The organism is Pseudomonas sp. R2-7-07, from assembly GCF_003852355.1.
Taxonomy (GTDB): domain Bacteria; phylum Pseudomonadota; class Gammaproteobacteria; order Pseudomonadales; family Pseudomonadaceae; genus Aquipseudomonas.
The window spans coordinates 2228346-2252659 of the sequence record NZ_CP027759.1 but is presented as its reverse complement, the minus strand read 5'-3'; the positions used below and the strand labels follow the sequence as shown (position 1 = coordinate 2252659).

Genomic DNA, 24314 nt, shown 5'->3' with positions numbered 1-24314 from the left:
AAACCTTCAGGTGAAACGTATCAGCTCACCTAAAAGCTTTAATTATGCATAAATGCATTTTTCTCCTTGACCCGAAGGATAGAGTCTTCTAAAGTCAAATCACTGTATATGAATACAGTATTTATCTACCTTCATGGACGAGGTTTACCTTATGAAAAGCATCACCGCAAAATTTGGCAAAACGCCCCATCAACCCAGCCTGTGGACCCGCGCCGATGCGCTGAAAGTCCGCGCAGACGACCCCACCACCACCCAGCCACTGGTGAGTGCCGACTTCCCGGTACTGAGCGACAAGGTGTTTATCTGGGACACCATGCCGCTGCGTGATATCGACGGCAACATCACCTCCGTCGATGGTTGGTCGGTGATCTTCACCCTGACCGCAGACCGCCACCCTACCGATCCGCAATACCTCGATCAGAATGGCAACTACGACATCACCCGCGACTGGAACGATCGCCATGGTCGGGCAAAGATGTACTACTGGTTCTCCCGCACCGGCAAGGACTGGAAACTCGGCGGCCGGGTCATGGCTGAAGGGGTTTCGCCCACCGTTCGTGAATGGGCCGGCACGCCGATCCTGTTGAACGAACAAGGTGAAGTGGACCTGTACTACACCGCAGTCACGCCAGGCGCGACCATCGTCAAGGTGCGTGGCCGCGTGGTGACCACCGAGCATGGCGTCAGCCTGGTGGGCTTCGAGAAGGTCAAGCCGCTGTTCGAGGCCGACGGCAAGATGTACCAGACCGAAGCGCAGAACGCGTTCTGGGGGTTCCGCGATCCGTGGCCGTTCCGCGACCCGAAGGATGGCAAGCTGTACATGCTGTTCGAGGGCAACGTGGCTGGCGAGCGTGGCTCGCACACGGTGGGTAAGGCGGAAATCGGCGATGTGCCGCCGGGCTATGAAGACGTCGGCAACTCGCGCTTCCAGACGGCCTGCGTCGGTATCGCCGTGGCCCGTGATGAGGATGGAGACGACTGGGAAATGCTGCCGCCGCTGCTGACCGCAGTCGGCGTCAATGACCAGACCGAACGTCCGCACTTCGTGTTCCAGGACGGCAAGTACTACCTGTTCACTATCAGCCACACCTTCACCTATGCCGACGGGGTAACCGGGCCAGACGGGGTGTACGGTTTTGTCGCCGACTCGCTGTTCGGCCCTTACGTGCCCTTGAACGGTTCCGGCCTGGTCCTGGGCAACCCGTCTTCCCAGCCCTTCCAGACCTACTCCCACTGCGTGATGCCCAACGGTCTGGTGACTTCCTTTATCGACAGCGTACCTACCGGCGAAAGCGGGACAACGATGCGTATCGGCGGCACCGAGGCACCAACGGTGGGCATCAAGATCAAGGGGCAGCAGACATTCGTGGTCGCTGAATATGACTACGGTTACATCCCGCCGATGCTTGACGTCACGCTCAAGTAAAGCGCTACAGGGCTTTGAGGCAACGGGTTTGAGTTCGATGAGAACCCGTTGCTGATACGTCTGCCTCATTGCGAACTGGCGACAGGAATGTAGCCGGTTCGGATGAGGTCTTATCGCAGCGACGCTGACGGCTCCAGCGTTTGCGCGCAGGGGTATCCCGCCTGGAACAACGGCCCAATCGGAGCCGTTGTGCTGTTTGCCTTCAAGGCTTGACCCAATCCAGATCCACCGCGCCCTGGATACCCTCGACCTGGCCCTTGCTGCTGTGTTGCCACCACTGCCAGCTCTTGCCGTGTGTGCTCCAGGTTTGCGGCACGGTGGGTTCAGCGACTCCCCAATGGGCAATCCACAGCGGGCATTCGCTGAAGTCATATTTGCGCCAGGCCACCCTGTTGCTCCAGATGCTGGGCGACGCATAAATATGCGGATACGCACCCTCCAGCAGCGACACCCTGACAAGCGTCACCAGTTGGAACAGGGCATCAGCCATCTGATCCGGGGTGGCCCCTTCGTTGCGATTGGTCTCGACATCAATGGCCAGGATGTCCTGCCCGACGTTGAATTCCACTTCGGCGAGCCGGCCCTTGATATTGGCCAGTTGCTCGCACGGCGTGCTGCTCAGCGCACGGAAATAGTGGTACACACCGGCCTTCAGACCGTTCGTTTTCATCCCTTGGAAGTTTTCGACGAACTTGGGATCGGTGTAGTCGCCACCCTCCGTCATCTTCGCTATCCCATGGGTGACACCCGCGCCCGCCACGCGCGCCCAATCGATGTTGCCCTGCCAGCGCGAAACGTCAATGCCACGTGCGTTTGCATCGTTGATCGGTCCTTCGCAACTCATATCTGTTCCCCTGCTGTGGATGTCTTGTCGTCGCATCTTTCCATCGACGACCAGCCGCCATGCACTATCGGGATACCGCACGACGCTTTACATCCAACCCGCTCATGCAGGGGCACATTGGGTCCCCCGGTGGCTGGTTGTTTAGGTAAACAGATCGACGCCCAACTGGAAGGCGACCCACAGCGCAAGGCCTGTAGCGAAGAGCAACGCGATGTTTTCAAACAGGTTGTTGCGATATTGCTTGTCCAGCAGCGACTTCTGGTTGGACATGATCAGCAGGCCCAGGGAAATAACCGGCAAGCCAATGATGTTCAACGCGCTGACGCCAATGGTCAGGGTCACGAAATCCGGCATGCCTGGCAGCGACCAGATCAACGGCGTCACCAGGATGAACAGCATGAACCACTTATGCATCGGGTCATGATGAAATTCCTTGCCGAACTTTTCGCGACGTTCAGGACGAACGTGCTGGAAGGCATCGGTAATCAGCATCGGGAACGCCGTGGTCTTGCCGGAAATGCTGGCAAACAAGGTGGCGAACACGCCGATGAAGAACACATACCAACCCACCGGGCCGAAGAACATTTCCAGGGCCTTGCCCAGATCGCCCAAGGTCTTCACCTCGATGCCGTTGGGCCGCAGGATTTCCGCGCCGACGATCCAGATGGCCAAATTGATGACGATCCCGACGAACACTGCAAACAGCAGATCGTTACGCTGAACACGCTTGTGCTGCGGCCCGACCCAGCCCTTTTGGCGCATGACATACGGATGCACGAAGTTGGCGATGGAGCCTGCAACCGCGCCGATAACCGATACCGCCACCAGCAGCGCGCCGTGCACGCCTTCATCCGGCGGGATGCTGAAGCCGATGGTGCCCTTGACGATGCCGACCACATCAGGACCCGACATCACGGCCAAGGCAATGAAGGCCAGGGTCATGATCGCCAACAGCACTTTCATCACGCCTTCGATCATCGAATAGATATTACGCCCCACCAGCATCCACACAGCGAGTACCACCGCCATTGAACACAGCAGTGGCTGGTCGCTTTTAAACAGCATTGCCAGCGACTCACCCGCCCCTTTGATCATGTAGGCGTTCATCAAGTGCCCCATCAGCAGGGCGTACACGAGCATGAACCAGGCAAAAAAGGGATTCAGTTGGGCATAGCCCTGCAGGATGGTCATGCCCTGGTTATTGCACAACTGGAAGCGCGCGATGATGTTTACGATCAGGTATCTCAAGAGCAGCGAGACCGCCAGCACCCACATCATTGCGTAACCGTAATTGGCACCGGCCACGGACGACGTGATCAGGTCACCTGCGCCCAGCCAAGACAGTACAGCGATGATTCCGGGGCCCAGCAGTTTGAGTATTCGGGAAAATCGATTTTGCGCGGGCGCCGCAGCCTGGCCTTCGACGGAACGAATGCTCGTCATAGAGGGTATCTCCATTTATTTTTTTTGTGAGAACGAGCGCAGTCGAACACGATAGATATGATGTCGTACAACAATTCCTGAACGAGAGTGTTTATAAATGTTTCAGCAGCAGAAAGCGGAGGCGTCGGACTGTAGAAATGATATTGAGCCGGTTAAATTCACGCAAACGCTGCGCCTGAGCCGCGGCCTATGTTTCAATCCTGAGAAAAGCAGCTATTGCTGTCGTTCAGGCAAAGTCATAGGATGACCTACCACGATCACAAAAATAAGAAATCACCTGTGAGACCCCCGCCCTCCTGGCCGCTGCCCCAAAGCACCACTGGCAGAAAGCAATCATTGGGTCATTCAACGACTTGAGCAATACCGGATTCGTCTCTCGAATCAATTCGTTCAATGTAGGTTCATTTGTAAAAGAATCAACTAAGAGAGAGGCCGAACAATACTCTTGGTCAACAGCACCGCGAGAATAACGGTAGCAATAACCGATGCGATAATAATAAATGCAATAAATATAAAGCCGCTTTGGTACGAACTTTCCGACGATTCAACTAAATTGTCACTTTGAATCTGCCTGCCCGATTAATCGATAAACATCAAGACGTACGCGGACACTAGAACCCTCCCCATCTCCTTCTACTTACTACCACCAATATCTCTCTAAGTAAGTAATATAATTATCATCAACCGGACGGACGGTATAGCTACAGGCTAAAGCTATTCTAAATACAGCAGATAACCCCTATGTTGTTTATATCCGCAAGACTGTTCAAGGAACGAACTCATGGCCCAGCGTCAATCCAGCCACATCCCCCTTCCTGGTCATCCGCGCTTTCTTTGGTTCGCTTTCATCCCGGTGGTGCCCGCCGTTATATGGACCCTGTTGCAGTCAACCTCTGTGGCCAGCCTGGCGGCCTGCGCGGTACTGGTGCTGATCGGCCTCGGTGCGTGCGCCTGGAGCGCCGGTTCGCAGCGTGACGCAGTGCTGCGAGCCACCGCGTGGGCGCTGGCGGATCAGTCAGGCGCGCAGGCGGCGCATAGCGGCATGGACTCGCGGGCACAGCTCGATGAAGTGTTGCTGGGCGCCATGCCGATCTGGGCCAAGCAGGTGGAAAGCTCGCGTCAGCAGACCGAAGACGCGATTGTGAGCCTGGCCAACCGATTTACCGGGATAGCTGCGCGATTGCAGGACACGGTACAAGCCTCGCAGCAGGCTGCCGGCGAACTAGACGGCAAGGCCGCTGACGGCGCGCTGGAGGTGCTGGCGCGCAGCGACAGCGAGCTGAGCCAGGTGATCAACTCACTCAAGGCCACTCAAACCAGCCGTGACCAGACGCTCGCCCAAGTACGCAGCCTTACCGCCTATACCGGCGAACTGCGCACCATGGCCGCCGATGTGGCCGCGATCGCCGCACAAACCAACCTGCTGGCGCTCAATGCGGCCATCGAGGCGGCGCGGGCCGGTGAAGCCGGTCGCGGCTTCGCGGTGGTGGCCGATGCGGTGCGCAGCCTGTCGAGCAAATCCAGCGAAACCGGCCAGCAGATGTCGGCCAAGGTCGACATCATCAATAACGCCATCACCCAGTTGGTGCAGGCCGCCTCCAGCAGTGCCGACCAGGACAGCAACTCGGTGGCCGCCTCTGAAAACAGCATTCAATTGGTGCTCGAACGCTTCCAGAACATCACCGGGCGCCTGGCCGACTCCGCCGACCTGCTCAAGCAGGAAAGCCACGGCATTCGTGATGAGATGACTGAAGTACTGGTCAACCTGCAATTCCAGGACCGGGTCAGCCAGATCCTCAGCCATGTGCGAGACAACATGCACGCCTTGCATGAGCACCTTATGCAGACCCGCCAATCCCCGGACCAGGCCGTGGCCGTCGACGCCCGGCAGTGGCTGGCGCGCATGGAAGCCACCTACGCCACCGATGAGCAACGGCGCACGCACCATGGCGCGGCGTCCGTGCAACAGAATTCTCAAGACATCACGTTTTTTTAAGGAGCCCCTCATGGCGAAGAATGTACTAGTGGTCGACGACTCCAGCAGCGTGCGGCAAGTGGTCGGCATTGCCTTGAAAAGCGCCGGTTACGACGTGATCGAGGCCAGCGACGGCAGGGATGCCCTGAGCAAGCTCAACGGGCAGAAAGTGCACCTGATCATCAGCGACGTGAACATGCCCAACATGGACGGCATCACCTTCGTCAAGGAGGTCAAGAAGCTGGCCAACTATAAGTTCACCCCGATCATCATGTTGACCACCGAGTCCCAGGAATCGAAAAAGGCCGAAGGCCAGGCTGCTGGCGCCAAGGCGTGGGTGGTCAAGCCGTTCCAGCCGGCGCAAATGCTGGCAGCCGTATCCAAACTGATCCTGCCCTGACACCGGGAGGCCCCCATGCCGATAACGTGCGAAACACTCGACGACACCGCCCGCGTGGGCATTGACGGCGAACTCACGATTTACACCGTGGCCGAACTGGCGAGCGTGTTGCTGCCGCAAATGGGCGCGGCGCCTCGCCTGGAGCTGGACCTGTCACAGGTCACCGAGATGGATGGCGCCGGCTTGCAGTTGCTCGCGGTCATCCAGCGTGAAGCCGGCATTGCCGGCACCGCCTTGAGCGTGACCGGCCAGAGCCAGGCGGTCACCCAGGCGCTTGAACTGTGTCGCAACGCCGCGTTGTAGCCAGCGCTGCCCACTCTCATTGATCGACAAGGAAGGTCCAGGTGAGCATCAATCTCGATCAGGCACAGCAGACATTCATCGTCGAGGCGCGCGAACTGTTGCAGGCCATGGAGCAATCCCTGCTGCAACTGGAAAGCGAGCCCGGCGATCAGGATGCCATCGGCGCGATATTCCGCGCCGCGCACACCATCAAGGGGTCGGCGGGCCTGTTCGGCCTGGCGTCGATCGTGGGGTTCACGCATATCGTCGAAGACGTGCTCGACCGCCTGCGCGACGGCAGTGTAGCGGTGGACGCCGCATTGATCGCGCTGCTGCTCAAGTGCGGCGACCACATGCTCGAACTGATCGATGTGGTCGCCAGCCGCGGTGAAGCGCCCACACCTGCCGCGCTGGAGCGCGGTGAGGTATTGCGCGAGGCGCTGAGTGCCTATCAGCCGCTGCAGACCGCGACTGCCCGCGTCGAAACCGCGGCGGTGGACGACGCCACGGCGGACGAAGTGCTTTGGCATATTTCCCTGCGCTTCGGCGTGGACGTCTTTCGCAACGGCATGGACCCGTTGTCCTTCCTGCGCTACCTCGACACACTGGGCACGCTGTTGCAGGTCACCACCCTGACCGACGGCATTCCGGCCGTGGACAGCTGGGACCCGGAAAGCTGCTACCTGGGGTTCGAAATCGTCCTGCGCTCGACGGCCAGCCACGCCACCCTCAACGAAGTGTTCGACTTTGTGCGTGACGACTGTGAAGTCAGCATCAGCGCCGTCGACGAACCCGGCGACACCCCTGCCTGCCCCGCGACCGAGGTGGCCCCCCGCGCTGAATTTGCCCCGCCCGCGCAGCAGCGCGTGGCGGCGGCCGGCGAAAAAAACCGGGATGGCAATTACGTGCGGGTCAACGCCGACAAGCTCGACGAACTGATCAACCTGGTCGGCGAGCTGGTTATCGCCAGCGCTGGCGCGAGCCTGCTGGCCCGCTCCTGTAATAACGACCCGCTGCAAGAGGCCACCTCGACGGTATCGGGGCTGGTGGAAGAAATACTCGATGGCGCCCTGCACTTGCGCATGATCCCCATCGGCGACACGTTCAACCGCTTTCGCCGCGTGGTGCGCGATGTCAGCCAGGAATTGGGCAAGGACATCGACCTGATCATCAGTGGCGCGGAAACCGAACTGGACAAGACGGTGGTCGAGAAGATCGGCGACCCGCTGATGCACCTGCTGCGCAACGCCATGGATCATGGTATCGAAAGCGCCGAGGCGCGGCGCGCGGCCGGCAAGTTGACCAGAGGCCACCTGAGCCTCAACGCCTATCATGACTCGGGCAGCATCGTCATCGAAATCGCCGACGACGGCGCCGGGCTCAACCGCGAACGTATCCTGGCAAAGGCCCAGGAACGCGGGCTGGTGGCCAGCGGCGCGGTGCTCACCGACCAGGAGATCTACAACCTGATCTTCGAGGCCGGTTTCTCGACCGCCGAGGCGGTGACCAATCTGTCCGGGCGTGGTGTCGGCATGGACGTGGTCAAGCGCAATATCACGTTGCTGCGCGGCACCGTCGACCTGGACAGCCGTCCCGGCCAGGGCACCGTGGTGCGCATTCGCTTGCCGCTGACCCTGGCGATCATCAATGGGTTCCTGGTCGGCATCGACCAATCCACCTACGTGATTCCGCTGGACATGGTTCAGGAATGCATCGAACTGGACGATCACCAGCGCCAGTCCAGCCGCGACACGGGCTATCTGGACCTGCGTGGCGAGGTACTGCCGCTGGTGCACCTGCGCGACCACTTCAGCCATGAAGGCCCGGCCGCGCGCCGCCAGAATGTGGTGGTGGTGCGCTACGCCGAGCACAAAGCCGGGCTGGTGGTGGATGACCTGCTCGGTGAGTTCCAGACCGTGATCAAACCCCTGGGCAAGCTGTTCGGCGCACTGCGCGGCATCAGCGGTTCGACCATATTGGGCAGCGGCGCAGTGGCCCTGATCCTGGATATACCGGCACTGCTCAACCAAATCGTACAACTGGAAGCTCGCACGGCCCAGGCGCCTCAGTCGCCCCCGGTCGTCGCTCGCTGACGTATTTGCAATTCCATGGAGGTTCCCCCGATGAAATGGTTCTACGATTTGAAAATTTCCACCAAGTTGATCAGCTCATTCCTGGTGGTCCTGGCGCTTACCGCGGCCATGGGCGGCTTCGCCATTCACCAGCTCGGTGCAGTCAATCAGGCGGCCCAGGACATCAAGGGCAACTGGATGCCTTCCATGCGCGCAGCGGCCGGCATGCGCTTTTTTGCCGCCAACTATCGCTTGAAGGAAAACCGCCACATCGGCACCGAGATCGCCGAGGAGAAGGCGCAGGCCGAACGGGAAGCCGACGACGCGCGCCAGCAGTTCGAAACCCGCATGGGCACCTACGAAAAATTGCTCTCCAATGATGAGGACCGCCAGCTCCTGGCCAGCGTGAACAGTGCCTGGACCGCCTATCTGGCAGCCAGCAAGCAGGTGCTGGAATTTTCCCGGCAGAACCAGGAAGCCCAGGCTCGCGGTTTGCTCAGGGGGGAGTCCAAGACGCATTTCGATGAGGTGACCAGCCGCCTGCAGAAGATGGTCGAACTCAATGACGCCGGCGCCACCGTCGCCGGTGACAAGGGCGCGTCGCTGTATGAAAACGCACGCTTGTCGATCATCGCGGCGCTGGTCGTCGCCCTGTTGATCGGCCTGGGCCTGGCCCTGTTCATCGCACGGATCATTTCCCGCCCGTTACGACAAGCCGCCACCGCCGCCGGGCAATTGGCCGAAGGCAACCTCAACACGCACATCGAACCGGGTGCCAAGGATGAAACCGGCATGGTGCTCAACGCCATGCGCAACATGGTCGGCAAGCTGGCGCATATCATCGGTGAGGTGCGCAACGCCGCCGATAACCTGGCCAGTGCTTCCGAGCAAGTCAGCGCCACCGCGCAATCGATGAGCCAGGCCACCAGTGAACAGGCCGCCAGCGTCGAGGAAACCAGTGCGTCGGTTGAACAGATGAGCGCCAGCATCAACCAGAACACCGAAAACGCCAAGGTCACCGATGGCATGGCCAGCAAAGCCGCCAAGGAAGCCACCGAAGGCGGCGAATCGGTACAGCAGACGGTGGTGGCAATGAAGAAAATCGCCCAGCGCATCAGCATCATCGATGACATCGCCTACCAGACCAATCTGCTGGCCCTCAACGCCGCCATCGAGGCCGCCCGGGCCGGCGAGCACGGCAAGGGGTTTGCGGTGGTGGCCGCCGAGGTGCGCAAACTGGCCGAGCGCAGCCAGGTAGCCGCCCAGGAAATCGGCGAACTGTCCTCCAGCAGCGTGGACATGGCCGAGAAAGCCGGCAAGTTGCTCGACGAAATGGTGCCCTCCATCAATAAAACTTCCGACCTGGTGCAGGAAATCAGTGCCGCGTCCGAGGAACAGGCCGCCGGTGTCGCGCAGATCAACACCGCAATGACCCAGCTCAACCAGGTGACCCAGCAAAATGCCTCGAGCAGCGAGGAACTGGCCGCCACCGCCGAAGAAATGAGCAGCCAGGCCGAGCAACTGCAACAGGCCATGAGCTTTTTCGTGCTGGACTCCAGCCCCAAGGCCGCGGTTCAAGGCCGCAGCGCGGACAGCGCCGGCAAGCCTGACCGCCAGCCACCACGCGCGGAGCAGCAGGCACCGCGCAAAGCCTTCGCCTATAACGTGGCCAGCGCCCCGGACGAATCGGAATTCACCCGTTTCTGATCGCAAGAATCGATGCGGGCTTACAGGGAGAATGACATGGGCGCAGTGATGACTACCCGCCATACCGCCGTCGCGGCAGGCGAGGATGCGCAATACCTGACCTTTATGCTCGGTGGCGAGATGTTCGCCATCGGCATTCTGGGCATCAAGGAAATTATCGAATACGGCAGCCTGACCGTGGTGCCGATGATGCCCGCCTTCGTGCGCGGCGTGATCAACCTGCGCGGCGCCGTGGTGCCGGTGGTCGATCTGTCGGCGCGCTTTGGCCGGCCGAACTCGTCGATCACACGGCGTTCGTGCGTGATCATCATCGAGGCCATCACCGAAGACGGCCAGCCGCAGGATATCGGGCTGTTGGTCGACACCGTTTCCGCCGTGCAGGAGATCCCGGCGACACAGATCGAACCGCCGCCCAACTTCGGCGCACGCATCCGCGCGGATTTCATCAGCGGCATGGCCAAGGTCGATGGCAAGTTCGTGATTGTGCTTGAGGTGGACAAAGTGCTGTCCATCGACGAGATGTCCAGCCTGGCCGAGACTGGCCAGGCGCTGGCTCTCGACCCCGACGCGCGTTGAGGCTCGATCATGCCAGACACCAGCCCACTCGATGATCGTGAATTCGGCCAGTTCCAGTCCTGGCTGTACCGCGCGGCCGGCATCAACCTGTCGCCCGCCAAGAAAGCCCTGGTGGCCGGGCGGCTGTTCAAACGCCTCAAACACTACGAACTGCAGAGCTACGGCGAGTACTTCAAGCTGATCATGAGCGACCAGCGCAAGGGTGAGCTGCAAGTTGCGCTGGACCTGCTGACCACCAACGAGACCTACTTTTTCCGCGAGCCCAAGCACTTCGACTTCCTGCGCCAGCAGGTGCTGCCCAAGGCGCCGCCGGGCAAACTGTTTCGCGTGTGGAGCGCGGCCAGCTCTTCGGGCGAAGAACCCTACAGCCTGGCGATGACGCTGGCGGAGAACCTGGGCACCACGCCCTGGGAAGTCATCGGTTCGGACATCAGCACCCAGGTGCTGGCCAAGGCACGCAACGGGCATTACTCCATGGAGCGCGCCGGCACCCTGGCCCAGCCGCTGCTGGTCAAATATTGCCTCAAGGGAACAGGGCGCCAGCACGGGACTTTCCTGATCGAAAAGGCCCTGCGCAACCGGGTCAACTTTATCCAGGTCAACCTGAACGAACCGCTGCCCGGCCTGGGCGAGTTCGATGTGATCTTCTTGCGCAACGTGATGATCTATTTCGACCAGCAGACCAAAAGCCAGGTGGTCGCCAGGCTGCTGCCGCTGCTCAAATCCGGCGGTTACTTCATCATCAGCCACTCCGAAAGCCTCAACGGCGTCAACGACACGTTGAAGCTGGTGGCGCCGTCGATTTATCGCAAGCCATGAAAAAGCCTGCCGATGTGGTCGAAGTGGTGCTGGCGCCGGGCCAGGTCAGTTTTGCGACGCGGCCGACACGCTTGCGTACCTTGCTCGGGTCCTGTGTGGCGATCACCTTCTGGCATCCGCAACGGCTGATCGGCGGCATGTGCCATTTCATGTTGCCGGCGCGCTCGCGCAAAGGTCAGCCCCTGGATGGTAAATATGCCGACGAGGCGCTCGAATTGCTGCTGCGCCACGCTCATGCCAACGGCACGCAGGCCCGGGATTATCAGGTCAAGTTGTTCGGCGGCGGCGAGATGTTCCCCGAACAGCCGCGCCCCCTGCCGGCACAGGACGTGGCCAGCCTGAATATTCGCGCAGCGCTGGCCCTGGCCGAGCGCCATCGCCTGCACCTGACCGCTCAGGACATGGGCAGTACCGGCTATCGCACTATTGTGTTCGACCTGTGGAACGGCAACGTCTGGGTCCGGCACCAACCAATGGGAACATTCAATAAAAATGCCTACCAAAAAAATCAGCGTGCTGCTGGTCGATGATTCGGCCGTAGTCCGGCAAGTGCTGCTGGCGATCTTCAACGACACGCCGGACATCCATGTGATGGGCGCCGCGTCCGACCCGATTTTCGCCATGGATAAACTGGCTCGGGAATGGCCGGACGTGATCGTGCTGGATGTCGAAATGCCGCGTATGGACGGCATCACCTTCCTGCGCAAAATCATGAGCGAGCGGCCGACACCGGTGGTGATCTGTTCCTCGCTGACCCAGAAAGGCGCCGAAACCTCCCTGCAGGCATTGTCGGCCGGAGCAGTGGAAATCATCACCAAACCCACCACCGGGCTGAAGAACTTCCTGATCGAGTCGGCGGGCGAGCTGGTCGCAGCCATCCGCGCGGCGGCGAACTCCAACGTCAAGAACCTGGGCAAACGAACCGTCCAACCAACACCCGCCCTCGCGCCACCCGGCAAGCTCAGCGCAGACGCAATCCTGCCCGCCGCCAACGGCCACGCCATGGCCCAGACCACTGAACGCATCGTCGCCATCGGCACCTCCACCGGCGGCACCCAGGCCTTGGAGGCTGTGTTGACTGCTCTACCGAGGGTGTGCCCTGGCATGGTGATCGTGCAGCACATGCCCGAAAAATTCACCGCCTCCTTTGCCGAGCGCCTCAACAGCGTGTGCCAGATCGAAGTGCGCGAAGCACGCAACAACGACCGCATCCTGCCCGGCCTCGCCCTGATCGCTCCCGGCGGCAAACACCTGATGGTGACCCGCAGCGGCGCCTATTATCACGCCCAAGTCATCGACGGCCCACTGGTCAACCGCCATCGCCCGTCGGTGGACGTGCTGTTCCGCTCGGTAGCCAAGTTCGCCGGCAAGAACGCCACCGGCATCATCATGACCGGCATGGGCGACGACGGCGCACGCGGGCTAAAGGAAATGCTCGAAGCCGGCGCCGCCACGGTAGCCCAGGACGAAGCCAGTTGCGTGGTGTTCGGCATGCCCAAGGAAGCCATAAAACTCAACGCTGCCCAGCGCATCATGGCGTTGGAGAATATTCATCAGGCGATTTTGTATAAGTGAGCCTGAGCACCAAAGGTATAGGTGTCTTTACAACTTTGGCTCAAGGTTGAACGCTGAACGCCCGGCAGATAGGGCTATTGTGGCGAGCGTGCTTGTCGAATTGTCGCACCGCTCTCGTTGGGCTGCGTGCAGTCCTAGTAAAGTCATGGATGGTGCTGAATTTCCGGAACGAAAAAAGGACCCGAAGGTCCTTTTTTTCAATCGCTTACAGAATTCAGTGGAACTCTGTAGCGCAATATTTGGAGCGGGAAACGAGACTCGAACTCGCGACCCCGACCTTGGCAAGGTCGTGCTCTACCAACTGAGCTATTCCCGCTTGGTGATGCGCATTCTATAGAATCCCCAGCACCCGTCAACCCCTTGATTCAAAAAAGTTTATTTCTTTTCAACGGTGGTGCGCAGGTGGGGCCAGGCGGCGCGCAGGTATTGCAGCATGGACCACAGCGTCAGGCCTGCAGCGATGAGCAACAAGGCGTAGCCGGTGAGGACCCAGAACGAGAAGTCCGACGGATTGGCCAGCAGGATGACCAGCGCGAGCATTTGCGCGGCGGTTTTCCATTTGCCCATGTTCGATACGGCGACGTGGGCGCGGGCGCCGATTTCGGCCATCCATTCGCGCAGGGCCGAGACAACGATCTCGCGACCGATGATCACGGCAGCCGGCAGGGTCAGCCACAGGTTGCCGTGTTCCTGTACCAAGAGCACCAGGGCCACGGCGACCATGAGTTTGTCGGCCACCGGGTCAAGGAACGCGCCAAACGGGGTGCTTTGCTCCAGGCGGCGCGCCAGGTAGCCGTCGAGCCAGTCGGTGGCGGCGGCAAAGGCGAATACCGAACTGGAGGCGACATAGCTCCATTCATACGGCAAATAGAACAGCAGGATAAAAATCGGGATAAGCAGGACGCGTAGAACGGTGATCAGATTAGGGATATTCATCGGCACAACTGGCTACGAGGTGAGAAGGCATTCTATTCGCTGTGCAGATTGGCATAAATCAATTCAGCGAGCTTTTTACTGATACCGGGTGCTTTGGCTATTTCGTCAATGCTGGCACGGGAGAGCTCCTGCAAGCCACCAAAATGTTTAAGCAAGTCGCGACGCCGCGTCGGGCCGACCCCCGCCACCCCTTCCAGGGTTGAGGTTCGGCGGGTTTTGCCGCGTCGTGCACGGTGGCCGGTAATGGCGAAGCGGTGGGCTTCGTCACGAATCTGTTGAATCAGGTGCAGCGCCGGAGAGTCGCCCTTCAAAGTGAACTCATGCGCGGCATCATTCAAGTACAACGTCTCGAAACCGGCCTTGCGCGTGGCGCCCTTGGCCACGCCGAGCAGGATCAGGTCGGGCACGGCCAGTTCATTGAGGACGTCGCGGGCCATGGATAACTGGCCCTTGCCGCCGTCCACCAAGAGGATATCGGGCAATTTGCCCTCGCCGTCCTTCAATCTGCTGAAGCGCCGCGTGAGGGCTTGGTGCATGGCGGCGTAGTCATCGCCGGCGGTAACGCCTTCGATGTTGTAACGCCGGTAGTCGGCCTTGATCGGGCCTTCAGGGCCGAACACTACGCAGGAGGCCACGGTGGCTTCGCCGCTGGAGTGGCTGATGTCGTAGCACTCCAGGCGCTGGGGTGGCTCGTCCAGGTTGAGCACCTCGGCCAGGGCTTCGAAGCGCGCGGCAACGTGCTGTCGATTGGCCAGGCGCGCGCCCAGGGCCTGTTCGGCGTTGGTCACGGCCAGCTGCTGCCAGCGGGCACGGGTGCCGCGAACGCGGTGGCTGATGTCCAGCTCGCGACCGCGCAGTTCATGGATCGCCTCGATCAGGGTCGGGAAATCTTCGTGGACCACGTTGACGATCAGCTCCGACGGCAAGTCGCGCTCAGGACTGCTCACATAATATTGGCCGAGAAACGCGGCCATCACCTCGGAGACGTCTTCATCGATCCCGGTTTGCGGGAAGAAGTTCTTGCTGCCCAGCACCCGCCCGCCACGCACGCTGATCAGGTGCACACAGGCGCCACCCGGGTTGACGAAGGCCGCGATCACGTCGACGTCGCCGGTGCCGCCTTCCATGCTCTGCTGGTCCTGGACGCGGCGCAGCAGCGATATCTGGTCGCGCAGCTCGGCAGCCTTCTCAAAATCCAGGGTGCTGGCCGCCTGCTCCATGGCCCCGGACAGTTCATCGGTCAGCGCATTGCTGCGCCCCTCGAGGAACATCACCGAGTGACGCACATCCTCGGCGTACTCCGCCGGCTCCACCAGGCCCACACAGGGCGCCTTGCAGCGCTTGATCTGGTACTGCAGGCACGGGCGCGTACGGTTCTTGTAGAAGCTGTCTTCACACTGGCGCACAAAAAACGTCTTCTGCAGCAGGCTCAAGCTCTCGCGAATGGCGCCGGCGCTGGGGTAAGGCCCGAAATACTTGCCCTTCTGCTTCTTTGCACCCCGGTGGATGCTCAGGCGCGGGAAAGCGCCATCCGACAAAAACACGTAGGGGTAGGATTTATCGTCACGCAGCAGGATGTTATACGGCGGCCGCCATTCCTTGATCAGCGTCTGCTCAAGCAGCAGCGCTTCAGTTTCATTGGCGGTAATGGTGGTTTCGACCTGGGCGATACGCGCAACCAGGGCGGCGGTTTTCGGCGCGAGACCGGTCTTGCGAAAATAGCTCGCCAGACGGTTTTTCAGGTTCTTGGCCTTGCCCACGTAGAGCAGGCGCGCCTCGCTGTCGAACATACGGTACACGCCGGGGCGGCCGCTGCAGGTCGAGAGAAAGGCACTTGGATCAAACGGTGTGGTCATGTCAGGCGCTAGCGTCCACCATGCCGTGGCGCACCGCGAGCAGGGTCAATTCAACATCACTGCTGATGGCGAGTTTCTCGAAGATGCGATAGCGGTAGGTGTTGACGGTCTTGGGCGAGAGGCACAGCTTATCGGAGATCGACTGCACCTTCTGGCAACCGACGATCATCAAGGCGATCTGGATTTCCCGCTCCGACAGCGCGTCAAACGGCGAGTCGCTGGTGGGCTGGAAGGATTTGATGGCCAACTGCTGGGCAATCTGCGGGCTGATGTAGCGCTGGCCGGCAAATACCAGGCGAATGGCTTGCACCATTTCCGCCAGACCGGCGCCTTTGGTGAGGTAACCCGCGGCTCCCGCCTGCAGCAGACGCGTAGGAAACGGGTCTTCCTCGCACACCGTTACCACCACAACCTTGATATCCGGATGGCTGCGCAATAATTTGGTAGTGGCGCCCAGACCGCCGATCCCCGGCATCTTGACGTCCATCAACACCACATCGGGTTTCAATTCCCGGGCCTTGATCAGAGATTCCTCCCCCGACTCGGCCTGGCCGACTACTTGCAGGCCGTCGATGTCAGCCAGCATTCGTGTAATGCCTGTACGAACGAGATCATGGTCATCGACTACTAGCACCCTAATCAAGCAGACACCTCGCGATATGGTCTTATAGGTTGCTGAACACCTTAGCAAAAAACCAGGGCGCAGACCTAGCTGCAAGCGTCATATATGTGGAGTTTGAGCGCTTGGCACGCCTCTATCGAGCGGCGAACGGCCGGATTTGCTGGGCAAAAGGTCAGGAATCCTGCGGCGCAGGCTTGGTTTTTCCATGGCGAGAAAGGGAATGCTCGGCCAGGGTCGACGTCAGGCGGCGGATTGCCTCTTGGTCTTCCTTGAACAATGCCCGGTAATCAACCAGCACTTTTTCTTCAAGCTGGCTCAGATTTTCCAGTGGAGTCGGCGTCGCGGTCCCGGTCAGCACGTACAGCACATCCACGCCTCTGCTGGCCACGCGAGACAAGTAGTCGGCCTTGGGCGCGCGCCCACCGCTTTCATATTTGCCCTGGGCGTTGGCTTCGACGCCTCCGATTTCACCAAACACTTTTTGCGACAGGCCAAGTCGCTCTCTTTCTTGCCTTAAACGCGAACCGATTCCACTCATCTGGATGCATGATCCTATTTGGCACACCGCAAGAGGTGACAGGCTCATCACTTCGTTAAACAAATTAAACGTTTTTTTGAACTATGCCCGCAATGCGTACCCCTGCACAAGACCAGGCTGAAACATCAAGGAACGGCACCGTCAACAGGATGTTGAGCGACAAACGCGTTCCATCCGCCAGAATCCGGCGTCTTCACCGACAACGCTGAACCCCGTGCGCTGATAAAGCCTTTTGGCCGGGTTGGTCTTGAACACGGTTAAACGCAACAGGCCAGGCACTTGGGCCTTGAGCGCCATCTGCTCCAGCACCCAAGTGCCCGCACCGAGCCCGCGATAGGCCTCGAGCATATGCAGTTCGCGGATATAGAGCGCGTTGCTATCACGGCTCAGGCTGATAAACCCGGCAACGCAGTCATCCGCGTAAATCAGCCAGTTTTCCCGAGCAGCCCAGGCCCTATCAAAGCCATCGTCGGACCACAGCAACTGGTTTTGCACGTAATAACGGTCCATCGCCCGGTGAGTCAGGGATCGTGCAAAAGGCAGGTCGTAGTCCGTCGCAGCGCGCAGGTAGAAAGGCATTTACACAGCCACCACGTGCCCAACCCAGCGTTCGCCATCGCGACGGGCAATCGCCAGCGCTTCGCCGACCCCAGGCACCGCCGCCAGCAAACGACCATCATCCGCCCATATCGCACTGCGGCCGGCACAAGCCCAGCCGCCCGACGGGCCACCATGGTTAGCCATCAACACCAGAAGGCGATGCTCGGCCGCATACCCCTGGAGCAGCGCGCTGTCCGTGGCGTAGCCGCTCTCGCTGATCAATACGCCTGCGGCATAGACCGTGGCGCCCGCCAGCGCCGCCTGGCGCGGATGACTGGCGTGGGAAAAGTCAGCGCACACAGCCAGCGCAATACGATCCTTCCCCCACTCAAGCGCCGCACCGCCCTGCCCGGCCGCAAACGCGAGTTCTTCGCCCGGATGCAGATGCTGCTTGGTGTAGACCGCCACCGAGCCGTCAACTCCCAACACCAAAGCGCCGATCAGCACATCCGCACCTGGCGCCAGGCGGATCGGCATACCCACCACCGCCGTCAACTGCAGCTCCCGGGCCATCTCACGTAATGGCGCCAGCAGTGGGTCTTCAGGCGCAATGGCCAGGTCGGCTGCCAGCGCGGGCTCATAGCCGGTCAGCGACAGCTCTGGGAACACCAGCAATTGCACGCCCTGTGCGGCTGCAGCCTGCATGAACTCAAGATGTCGCGCGATGTTGGCTGCTACGTCGCCTGCGATGGAAAGGGTTTGCGCCGCAGCAAGGGTCAAGGCAGTCATGGTTGCGTCCTGGCAATCTTAAGTGCGTTCAGCATATCGACACTCCCCCCATAGCCGTAAGTCCCCCCATGCGATAGAAATTACTGATTGAATCCACCTGCGCCGCTCTAGTAAGCTCCCCGCATCATTTGGAGACATGCCATGTTGCAACTCACCCACACTCAGGTTTGCCCCGCTGCCAGCGCATCGCGCTCGGTGTCGGCTACCCGTGTGAACGGTTCGAGCGCACTGGTCAGCTTTTATTTTGGGTATTGGTTTAGCCGCTGGCGCGCCTGATACCTGAAATCGGCGCCCACTACTCAAGGGGTCGCCTGCCAGAGAAATCTAACCCCCGGTCGGCTCCCCGACCGGGGGTTTTGTTTTTTTCAGGCCCTGAATTTTTTTGATCCGCACACTTAAATAAAGGAATCACGCCATGAACACCATCACCTATTACCGCCACGACACTTGCGCTGCATGGCGATTTAGCCAGCTCCGTTCGGGACAGCCTGCCGCCTCCGACCGGTCACTTCTTGGTGGCAAGCCAACACACGTAGCCGATACGGCCAATTGTCGAACACCCCAGTAGGCCAAGCGCGCGGGAATTGCCCGCCGCTTGCCCAGGAAATCTAGAATATGAACGTCTCTGTCGCCGCTTTGCCCGTCTCCACCCTGAACAGCGCCAATGAAGCCCTGACCCAGCGCCTGCCCAGCGCCCTTGAACTCAAGCATCAACTGCCCCTCAGCCCGTTCCTCAATGAACAGGTACACGCCCACCGCCAAGCCGTGCGCGCCATCCTCAATGGTCATGATCCACGCTTGCTGGTGATTGTCGGCCCGTGCTCGATACACGACCCGCAATCGGCCCTGGAATACGCGCGTAACCTGAAGAAGCTCGCGCTTGAAGTCAGCGACCAGATGCTGCTGGTCATTCGCGCCTACGTCGAAAAACCGCGCACGACTATTGGCTGGAAAGGCCTGGCTTACGATCCGCACCTCGATGGCAGCGACGACATGGCCGCAGGCCTTGCGCTGTCTCGGGAACTGATGCGCGAAATGCTGCGCCTGGGCTTGCCGGTCGCCACCGAGCTGCTGCAACCCATGGCCGCCGGCTACTTCGATGACCTGCTCAGTTGGGTCGCGATTGGCGCGCGCACCACCGAATCGCAGATCCACCGCGAAATGGCCAGCGGCCTGGGCATGCCCGTTGGCTTCAAAAACGGCACCGACGGCGGCGTCGCGATTGCCTGTGACGCGATGCGCTCGGCCTCGCACCCGCACCGCCACTTCGGCATCGACAGCCAGGGCCATCCGGCGATCATCCAGACGTCGGGCAACCCCGACACCCACCTGGTGCTGCGCGGCGGTCACCGCGGGCCAAACTACGATGCGCAGAGCGTGTCCCAAGTCAAAATTGACCTGGCCAAATCCAACGTTGCGGCACGCATCATGGTCGATTGCAGCCACGCCAACAGCGGCAAAGACCCGTTGCGCCAGCCGGCGGTGTTCAGCGAGGTGCTGGAGCAACGCTTGCAAGGCGATACGTCGCTGATCGGCATGATGCTCGAAAGCCACCTGTTCGAAGGTTGCCAGCCTCTGAGCCCGTCAATGAAATACGGCGTGTCGGTAACCGATGGCTGCCTGGGTTGGGCGGGCACCGAGCAGTTGCTGCGCAGTGCCGCCGAGCGCCTTCGTGAACACAGCCATACCCAGTGATTGGCCGTCATCGGGCACAAGCCACTTGGGCAGTTACGTGGGCCTAGACGCCGACCACCGGTTGGCGGGACAGCGCCCTTAGCCACGGCAAAACCCGCAAGCCGGTCATGGCCTCGGGAGGGTCGATGATGTCCATGAAATGTTCGAGATTGACGTTATCCGGTACGCCCGGCAGGCGTACCGCTACCGTCGGCATTGCGCCGGCGGGATCACCCAGGTCAAGGTTGTCGTAGATCAATACATGGCGTGCCTGAGGGTGGGGCCCACGCGCATGGGGCGCCAGCCCCGCATTGATGATCAGCACATCAAAGGGTTCGGCCGGAATGGCGGTGAGAATCTGGACTTCTTCGAAGGTTTGCACCGGCACGATCCGGTGATACCCCAACTGGTTAAGCATCTTTTCGATGTAGAGCCGCTGCAAGTGCAGATCATCGGCAATCAGAATGGTCAGTGCTTTGTTCGGCATGGCAAGCCCCTGGGCAGGCAGCGCTCGTCAGTGAGCGTGGCCCATTTTCCAGACAAATCCCGACGACAAAATCAGGCATGTTCCCCCATCACGTAGGACTTCTCCCAAAAGCTCCGAATGGTCGTCATCGGGATCAAGACTGATTGCAATGGAGACTCAACCCCTCATGCAAAGCGATGATCGCCTGCGCCACCTCATCGATCGCCACCCCCAGCGCGTTGCGGTCCTGGCTTTCACAGGCTGCCTCCAGTGCTTCACAGCGAGCGATCAACACCTGTGCCTTGACCATGCGGGCACCGCCCTTGGCGCGATGGGCGAGATCGTGCAGCCTGGCAAAGTCAGCCTTGCGCTGCAGCGTCGGCAATAGCGCCCGGTCCGCCTCGAGGCTGTCGAGCAAGGGGGTCAACAATTCGGTAAGCGCGTGATGGTCTTCGCCTGTCAACGCGATCAAGGTGCTCAAATCAAACGCTGCCGCCTCTGGGCTCAGGGCGTAAGTGGAGCGCGACGCCAGCGCCACGCGCAAATCGTCAAGGCCGGTGGGTTTGAACAGGCACCCATCCATACCGGCTTGCCGACAGCGCTCGGCCTCTTCGGGTTGTGCATTGGCGGTAAACCCCAGCAGCAGGCACGGCACCAGGCCTCGTTCACGCTCCAATACGCGGATGTCCCGTGCCAACTGGTAGCCATTCTTGAACGGCATGTTGCAATCGGTGATGACGCCATCGAACTGCCCGGCACGCCACTGCTCGAGCCCCTGAATCCCGTCCTCGGCCGTGGTGATACGGTGGCCCAGGAAACTCAACTGCCGAGCCAGCAGCAAGCGGTTGGCCGGGTAGTCGTCCACCACCAGGATACTCAGGGCATCGGGCGGCTCTGCCGCAGGGTTTGCCGACGCCCCCTCCTGCGCCAATACAGCGGTCATGACCAAGGCCAACGTTACATCTACCCGCGAGCCCTGCCCCAGCACACTGCTCAAGTGCAGTCGCCCCCCCATCATTTCGCACAGGTTGCGGCTGATCACCAACCCCAGGCCGGAGCCGCTACGTGCCGACTGTTCGCCATTGCTGCCCTGGATAAAGGGGCTGAACAGGCGCAGCTGGTCATGGGCGCTGATGCCAATTCCGGTGTCCTGCACCCAGAATTTCAGCTCCAGATGCTCCCCTTCGAACGCAGCATGAGCACCGAGCCTGACCTCGCCCTCGTGGGTAAACTTTATAGCATTGCTCAGCAAATTCGACACCACCTGCTTGAAACGCAGTGGGTCAATCAGGACCACGCGGTCGATCAACGGATCAAGTTCAACCTGCAGCGCCAGCCCCTTGGCCCGCGCCAGACCTTCGAACACCCGCGCCACCGAGGTCAGTAACTCGTGCAGATTGGCCGGTTCCAGGGCCAACGACAGATGACCGGACTCGATCCGTGCGATGTCGAGAATATCGCCGATCAATTCCAGCATGCCACGCGAAGCCTCCGACGCCACTTCCAGGGCATCCCGGTCGGCCACGCCCCGCTCGGCATTCTTCAGGGCCAGCTCGATCATGCCGATCACCGCGTTCATCGGCGTACGGATCTCGTGACTCATGGTCGCCAGGAAGGTGGTCTTGGCCCGGTTTGCAGCGTCAGCCTCGTCCTTGGCTTCTTGCAGCTGACCCAACAACTGTTGGCGCTCGCTGACGTCCACCCAACCGGCAATCATGCCCACCACTTTCTCGTCACCGTCGCGATAGGGCAGCATCCACTGGTAGATGGTCAGGGCATCGCCGTTGGGCAATTTGAGTATTCGATCATGAATCTGCGGCTCGCCTTCTGCCATCAGGCGCAGGTAATCCTGATGAAACGACTGAGCCTGGGGCAGGTTGTCGGCGTCGGTTTCGACCACGGTTTTACCAATCACGTCTTCGAGCTTATAACCGAATACGTCCAGGTAAGCGTTATTGCAGGCCATCAATCGCCCCTGCCGGTCACGCACGTAAATCGGGTGCGGCGTGCCGTCGATCAACACGCTCATGAAGCGCATCTGGTCGCTCAAGGCGCGTTCGGCCTGGACGCGCTTGCGAATCAGGCGGCGCAGGTAGATGGCCCAGCTCAACGTGACGATCAGCAGCAACGCGGCCAGCCCGAATCCCTGAATGATCATGTTGCGGTGCCGTAGCCAATAGCTGTCTTCGATGATCACCTCGCTGCGCCATTGGGTGATCATTTCATCCATTTCCTGCGGGGTGATGCTCAGCAGTGCTTTGTCGAGGATCGAATAAAGCTCCAACTGACTGCGGTTGACCCCGAACGTGATGCGCGCAGGCTCGGAGCCGACCGTACTGGTGATGCGCAACCGGTCGCGGTAATACCGGGCGATCATATAGCGCGCACTGATCAGCGAATTGACCGCCCCCTCCGCTTCGCCTCTGGCTACCATCGCCATCGCCTGCTCCGCGCTGTCCACATCGATAAACACGACGCCGGGAAAATCCCGCATGATCGTATCGCGCAGTCCGTTGCCGCTGATCATCGCCAGGCGTTTACCCACCATATCTTCCAATGTGACCGGGCTGTGTTCATCACCTCGGGTTATCAGCACCAAGGCGTTGGTCAGGTAGGGCCGGGTGAACCGCACCTTTTCGTCGCGTTCGACACTGGGGGTCACGACCGCCAGCATATCCGCCGCGCCCGCACTGACCTGGTCGATCTGTTGGGGTATCGAGCTACCCCGTACCACGTCGAACTTCAAACCGGTGCGCAGGCTGATACGCGACAGCACCTCGGCACTCAGCCCCTCGAACTGGCCCCGATCATCGATGACCGACAGCGGCAGGAGCTTGTCCAGCACCGCGACCTTGACCCGTGGATGCTTGAGGAGCCAGCGTTGTTCACTGGCACTCAAGTGCAACCGACCGGCACCGACAATACCGAGGTTGCCGCCGCTCCAGCGGCGCAATATTTCCATTTGCTCCCCGGCAGGAATCGCCTCCAGCGCCGCATTGATGATCGGCGGCAGCCGCGTATTCTGCCGGGTGAATGCAAAGGCGAACGGGTTGACTTCAAGGGTGGAAAAATCCGCCATGCGCACAATGTTGAGCTGGTTGCGGTGGATCAGGTAATTGGTGCTGATGGCATCGCCCAGATACACATCGGCGCGGCCAAACGCTACTGCACCAATCGCCTCGAAGGCCGAAGAAAACAATTCCACCTGGGCATGGGGGTAAAACGCCCGCACCACTTCAGGCTGCAGATAGTGATAGAGCATCGCCACGCGCTTGCCCGCCAAGTCCTCGGTCAGCGCCTGGCTATCGCTGGTGCGGGTCACCAGGGTGGGTTGGTCATTGGCGTAGGAGCGGGACAGGACCAGTTGCGGGTCGGCCGCTTCATAACCATTGGCCGAGCCGAGGAAATCCACATCGCCTCGCTTGAGGGCTTCGATCACTTCATCGCGCGTTTCGTAACACCGAACTTCAATGGAGATATTCAGGGCCTGGCTGACCAGCGCTGCAAAATCGGCGGTAATGCCTTCGAGCTCCTCACGGTTGTTGGTCAGGTCAAACGGGGCGTAATCGGGAGCGGACACCCCCATCAGCAAGGTGCGCCGTTCGCGCAACCAGCGCCAGTCGGCCTCTTGCAGCGTGACGACGGGAGGGTCAATACGAGAGTGGCCCAACAGCCGCAAAACCGTGGGCTCGTCAAAGGCCATCGCGACCATGGGCAACAGGCTCAACCAGAGGATCGTGGCGAACCGCTTGAACGCGATGGCGATCATTTCAA

General features: G+C 60.4%; 21 protein-coding genes and 1 tRNA gene. 11 read left to right on the top strand and 11 right to left on the bottom strand.

Annotated features, from left to right (window positions below; translation table 11 throughout):
* Positions 1-151: 151 nt before the first annotated feature.
* The gene (locus C4J86_RS10380; protein ID WP_124362326.1) at positions 152-1426 is read left to right on the top strand and encodes a glycoside hydrolase family 68 protein; all 1275 of its coding nucleotides are present in this window, start codon (positions 152-154) and stop codon (positions 1424-1426) included.
* Between the two features lie 202 nt (positions 1427-1628).
* Here C4J86_RS10380 and C4J86_RS10375 read toward each other — a convergent pair whose 3' ends face one another.
* Both C4J86_RS10375 and C4J86_RS10370 read right to left on the bottom strand, forming a co-directional pair.
* The gene (locus tag C4J86_RS10375) at positions 1629-2270 is read right to left on the bottom strand and encodes a glycoside hydrolase family 25 protein (protein ID WP_124370310.1); all 642 of its coding nucleotides are present in this window, start codon (positions 2268-2270) and stop codon (positions 1629-1631) included.
* Between the two features lie 141 nt (positions 2271-2411).
* Positions 2412-3713, bottom strand: a complete 1302-nt coding sequence (locus tag C4J86_RS10370) for an Nramp family divalent metal transporter (RefSeq protein WP_124370309.1) — start codon at positions 3711-3713, stop codon at positions 2412-2414.
* Between the two features lie 781 nt (positions 3714-4494).
* Between C4J86_RS10370 and C4J86_RS10365 the strand changes: the two genes are divergently transcribed.
* The 9 genes from C4J86_RS10365 to C4J86_RS10325 are packed head-to-tail and all read left to right on the top strand — an operon-like array spanning position 4495 to position 13119.
* The gene (locus C4J86_RS10365; protein ID WP_124366581.1) at positions 4495-5709 is read left to right on the top strand and encodes a methyl-accepting chemotaxis protein; all 1215 of its coding nucleotides are present in this window, start codon (positions 4495-4497) and stop codon (positions 5707-5709) included.
* Positions 5710-5719: 10 nt separating this feature from the next.
* Positions 5720-6088 (top strand): response regulator, encoded by a 369-nt coding sequence (locus C4J86_RS10360; RefSeq protein ID WP_124366580.1) that lies wholly within the window; start codon positions 5720-5722, stop codon positions 6086-6088.
* 15 nt (positions 6089-6103) lie between these two features.
* A complete protein-coding gene (locus tag C4J86_RS10355; RefSeq protein WP_124366579.1) occupies positions 6104-6391 on the top strand; it encodes a lipid asymmetry maintenance protein MlaB in 288 nt (95 codons plus the stop codon).
* Positions 6392-6432: 41 nt separating this feature from the next.
* On the top strand, positions 6433-8463 hold the full coding sequence (locus tag C4J86_RS10350; protein ID WP_124370308.1) for a chemotaxis protein CheA: 2031 nt from the start codon (positions 6433-6435) through the stop codon (positions 8461-8463).
* Between the two features lie 30 nt (positions 8464-8493).
* The gene (locus C4J86_RS10345) at positions 8494-10149 is read left to right on the top strand and encodes a methyl-accepting chemotaxis protein (RefSeq protein WP_124370307.1); all 1656 of its coding nucleotides are present in this window, start codon (positions 8494-8496) and stop codon (positions 10147-10149) included.
* Between the two features lie 36 nt (positions 10150-10185).
* Positions 10186-10725 (top strand): chemotaxis protein CheW, encoded by a 540-nt coding sequence (locus C4J86_RS10340; protein ID WP_124370306.1) that lies wholly within the window; start codon positions 10186-10188, stop codon positions 10723-10725.
* A 9-nt stretch (positions 10726-10734) separates the two neighbouring features.
* Positions 10735-11544 (top strand): protein-glutamate O-methyltransferase CheR, encoded by an 810-nt coding sequence (locus C4J86_RS10335; protein ID WP_124362299.1) that lies wholly within the window; start codon positions 10735-10737, stop codon positions 11542-11544.
* The gene (gene cheD / locus C4J86_RS10330; RefSeq protein ID WP_124370305.1) at positions 11541-12074 is read left to right on the top strand and encodes a chemoreceptor glutamine deamidase CheD; all 534 of its coding nucleotides are present in this window, start codon (positions 11541-11543) and stop codon (positions 12072-12074) included. Before C4J86_RS10335 ends, cheD begins: the two co-directional genes overlap by 4 nt.
* Positions 12037-13119, top strand: a complete 1083-nt coding sequence (locus C4J86_RS10325; RefSeq protein WP_124370304.1) for a chemotaxis response regulator protein-glutamate methylesterase — start codon at positions 12037-12039, stop codon at positions 13117-13119. Before cheD ends, C4J86_RS10325 begins: the two co-directional genes overlap by 38 nt.
* Positions 13120-13359: 240 nt before the next feature.
* Here the strand turns inward: C4J86_RS10325 and C4J86_RS10320 are convergent.
* The 7 genes from C4J86_RS10320 to C4J86_RS10290 form a co-directional block, all read right to left on the bottom strand.
* Positions 13360-13435, bottom strand: a tRNA-Gly gene (locus C4J86_RS10320).
* Between the two features lie 59 nt (positions 13436-13494).
* Entirely contained in the window at positions 13495-14055 is a 561-nt protein-coding gene (gene pgsA, locus C4J86_RS10315; protein ID WP_034119069.1) for a CDP-diacylglycerol--glycerol-3-phosphate 3-phosphatidyltransferase, read from the bottom strand.
* Positions 14056-14087: 32 nt separating this feature from the next.
* Complete coding sequence (uvrC, locus tag C4J86_RS10310) at positions 14088-15911, bottom strand: excinuclease ABC subunit UvrC (RefSeq protein WP_124366574.1); 1824 nt, start codon at positions 15909-15911, stop codon at positions 14088-14090.
* A 1-nt stretch (position 15912) separates the two neighbouring features.
* The gene (uvrY, locus tag C4J86_RS10305; RefSeq protein ID WP_017530522.1) at positions 15913-16554 is read right to left on the bottom strand and encodes a UvrY/SirA/GacA family response regulator transcription factor; all 642 of its coding nucleotides are present in this window, start codon (positions 16552-16554) and stop codon (positions 15913-15915) included.
* A gap of 151 nt (positions 16555-16705) precedes the next feature.
* The gene (locus C4J86_RS10300; RefSeq protein ID WP_124366573.1) at positions 16706-17071 is read right to left on the bottom strand and encodes a helix-turn-helix domain-containing protein; all 366 of its coding nucleotides are present in this window, start codon (positions 17069-17071) and stop codon (positions 16706-16708) included.
* 141 nt (positions 17072-17212) lie between these two features.
* Complete coding sequence (locus C4J86_RS10295) at positions 17213-17650, bottom strand: GNAT family N-acetyltransferase (RefSeq protein WP_124370303.1); 438 nt, start codon at positions 17648-17650, stop codon at positions 17213-17215.
* Positions 17651-18400, bottom strand: a complete 750-nt coding sequence (locus tag C4J86_RS10290; protein WP_124370302.1) for a carbon-nitrogen hydrolase family protein — start codon at positions 18398-18400, stop codon at positions 17651-17653. It abuts the gene before it with no gap.
* A gap of 615 nt (positions 18401-19015) precedes the next feature.
* Here C4J86_RS10290 and C4J86_RS10285 point away from each other — a divergent pair.
* Positions 19016-20095, top strand: a complete 1080-nt coding sequence (locus tag C4J86_RS10285; RefSeq protein ID WP_124370301.1) for a 3-deoxy-7-phosphoheptulonate synthase — start codon at positions 19016-19018, stop codon at positions 20093-20095.
* Positions 20096-20138: 43 nt separating this feature from the next.
* Here the strand turns inward: C4J86_RS10285 and C4J86_RS10280 are convergent, their stop codons facing one another.
* Together C4J86_RS10280 and C4J86_RS10275 are read right to left on the bottom strand one after the other, a co-directional pair.
* Positions 20139-20561, bottom strand: coding sequence for a chemotaxis protein CheY (locus tag C4J86_RS10280; protein ID WP_124370300.1), 423 nt, complete (start codon positions 20559-20561; stop codon positions 20139-20141).
* Positions 20562-20694: 133 nt separating this feature from the next.
* On the bottom strand, positions 20695-24309 hold the full coding sequence (locus C4J86_RS10275; RefSeq protein WP_124370299.1) for a transporter substrate-binding domain-containing protein: 3615 nt from the start codon (positions 24307-24309) through the stop codon (positions 20695-20697).
* Positions 24310-24314 lie beyond the last annotated feature (5 nt).

Coding starts and splice junctions, on each gene's coding strand:
- C4J86_RS10375 (WP_124370310.1), bottom strand. CDS start 2,270: ATGAGTTGCGAAGGACCGATCAACGATGCAAACGCACGTGGCATTGAC.
- C4J86_RS10290 (WP_124370302.1), bottom strand. CDS start 18,400: ATGACTGCCTTGACCCTTGCTGCGGCGCAAACCCTTTCCATCGCAGGC.
- C4J86_RS10335 (WP_124362299.1), top strand. CDS start 10,735: ATGCCAGACACCAGCCCACTCGATGATCGTGAATTCGGCCAGTTCCAG.
- C4J86_RS10295 (WP_124370303.1), bottom strand. CDS start 17,650: ATGCCTTTCTACCTGCGCGCTGCGACGGACTACGACCTGCCTTTTGCA.
- C4J86_RS10345 (WP_124370307.1), top strand. CDS start 8,494: ATGAAATGGTTCTACGATTTGAAAATTTCCACCAAGTTGATCAGCTCA.
- C4J86_RS10380 (WP_124362326.1), top strand. CDS start 152: ATGAAAAGCATCACCGCAAAATTTGGCAAAACGCCCCATCAACCCAGC.
- C4J86_RS10370 (WP_124370309.1), bottom strand. CDS start 3,713: ATGACGAGCATTCGTTCCGTCGAAGGCCAGGCTGCGGCGCCCGCGCAA.
- C4J86_RS10285 (WP_124370301.1), top strand. CDS start 19,016: ATGAACGTCTCTGTCGCCGCTTTGCCCGTCTCCACCCTGAACAGCGCC.
- C4J86_RS10325 (WP_124370304.1), top strand. CDS start 12,037: ATGCCTACCAAAAAAATCAGCGTGCTGCTGGTCGATGATTCGGCCGTA.
- uvrC (WP_124366574.1), bottom strand. CDS start 15,911: ATGACCACACCGTTTGATCCAAGTGCCTTTCTCTCGACCTGCAGCGGC.
- pgsA (WP_034119069.1), bottom strand. CDS start 14,055: ATGAATATCCCTAATCTGATCACCGTTCTACGCGTCCTGCTTATCCCG.
- C4J86_RS10300 (WP_124366573.1), bottom strand. CDS start 17,071: ATGAGTGGAATCGGTTCGCGTTTAAGGCAAGAAAGAGAGCGACTTGGC.
- cheD (WP_124370305.1), top strand. CDS start 11,541: ATGAAAAAGCCTGCCGATGTGGTCGAAGTGGTGCTGGCGCCGGGCCAG.
- C4J86_RS10365 (WP_124366581.1), top strand. CDS start 4,495: ATGGCCCAGCGTCAATCCAGCCACATCCCCCTTCCTGGTCATCCGCGC.
- C4J86_RS10340 (WP_124370306.1), top strand. CDS start 10,186: ATGGGCGCAGTGATGACTACCCGCCATACCGCCGTCGCGGCAGGCGAG.
- C4J86_RS10275 (WP_124370299.1), bottom strand. CDS start 24,309: ATGATCGCCATCGCGTTCAAGCGGTTCGCCACGATCCTCTGGTTGAGC.
- C4J86_RS10280 (WP_124370300.1), bottom strand. CDS start 20,561: ATGCCGAACAAAGCACTGACCATTCTGATTGCCGATGATCTGCACTTG.
- C4J86_RS10360 (WP_124366580.1), top strand. CDS start 5,720: ATGGCGAAGAATGTACTAGTGGTCGACGACTCCAGCAGCGTGCGGCAA.
- C4J86_RS10355 (WP_124366579.1), top strand. CDS start 6,104: ATGCCGATAACGTGCGAAACACTCGACGACACCGCCCGCGTGGGCATT.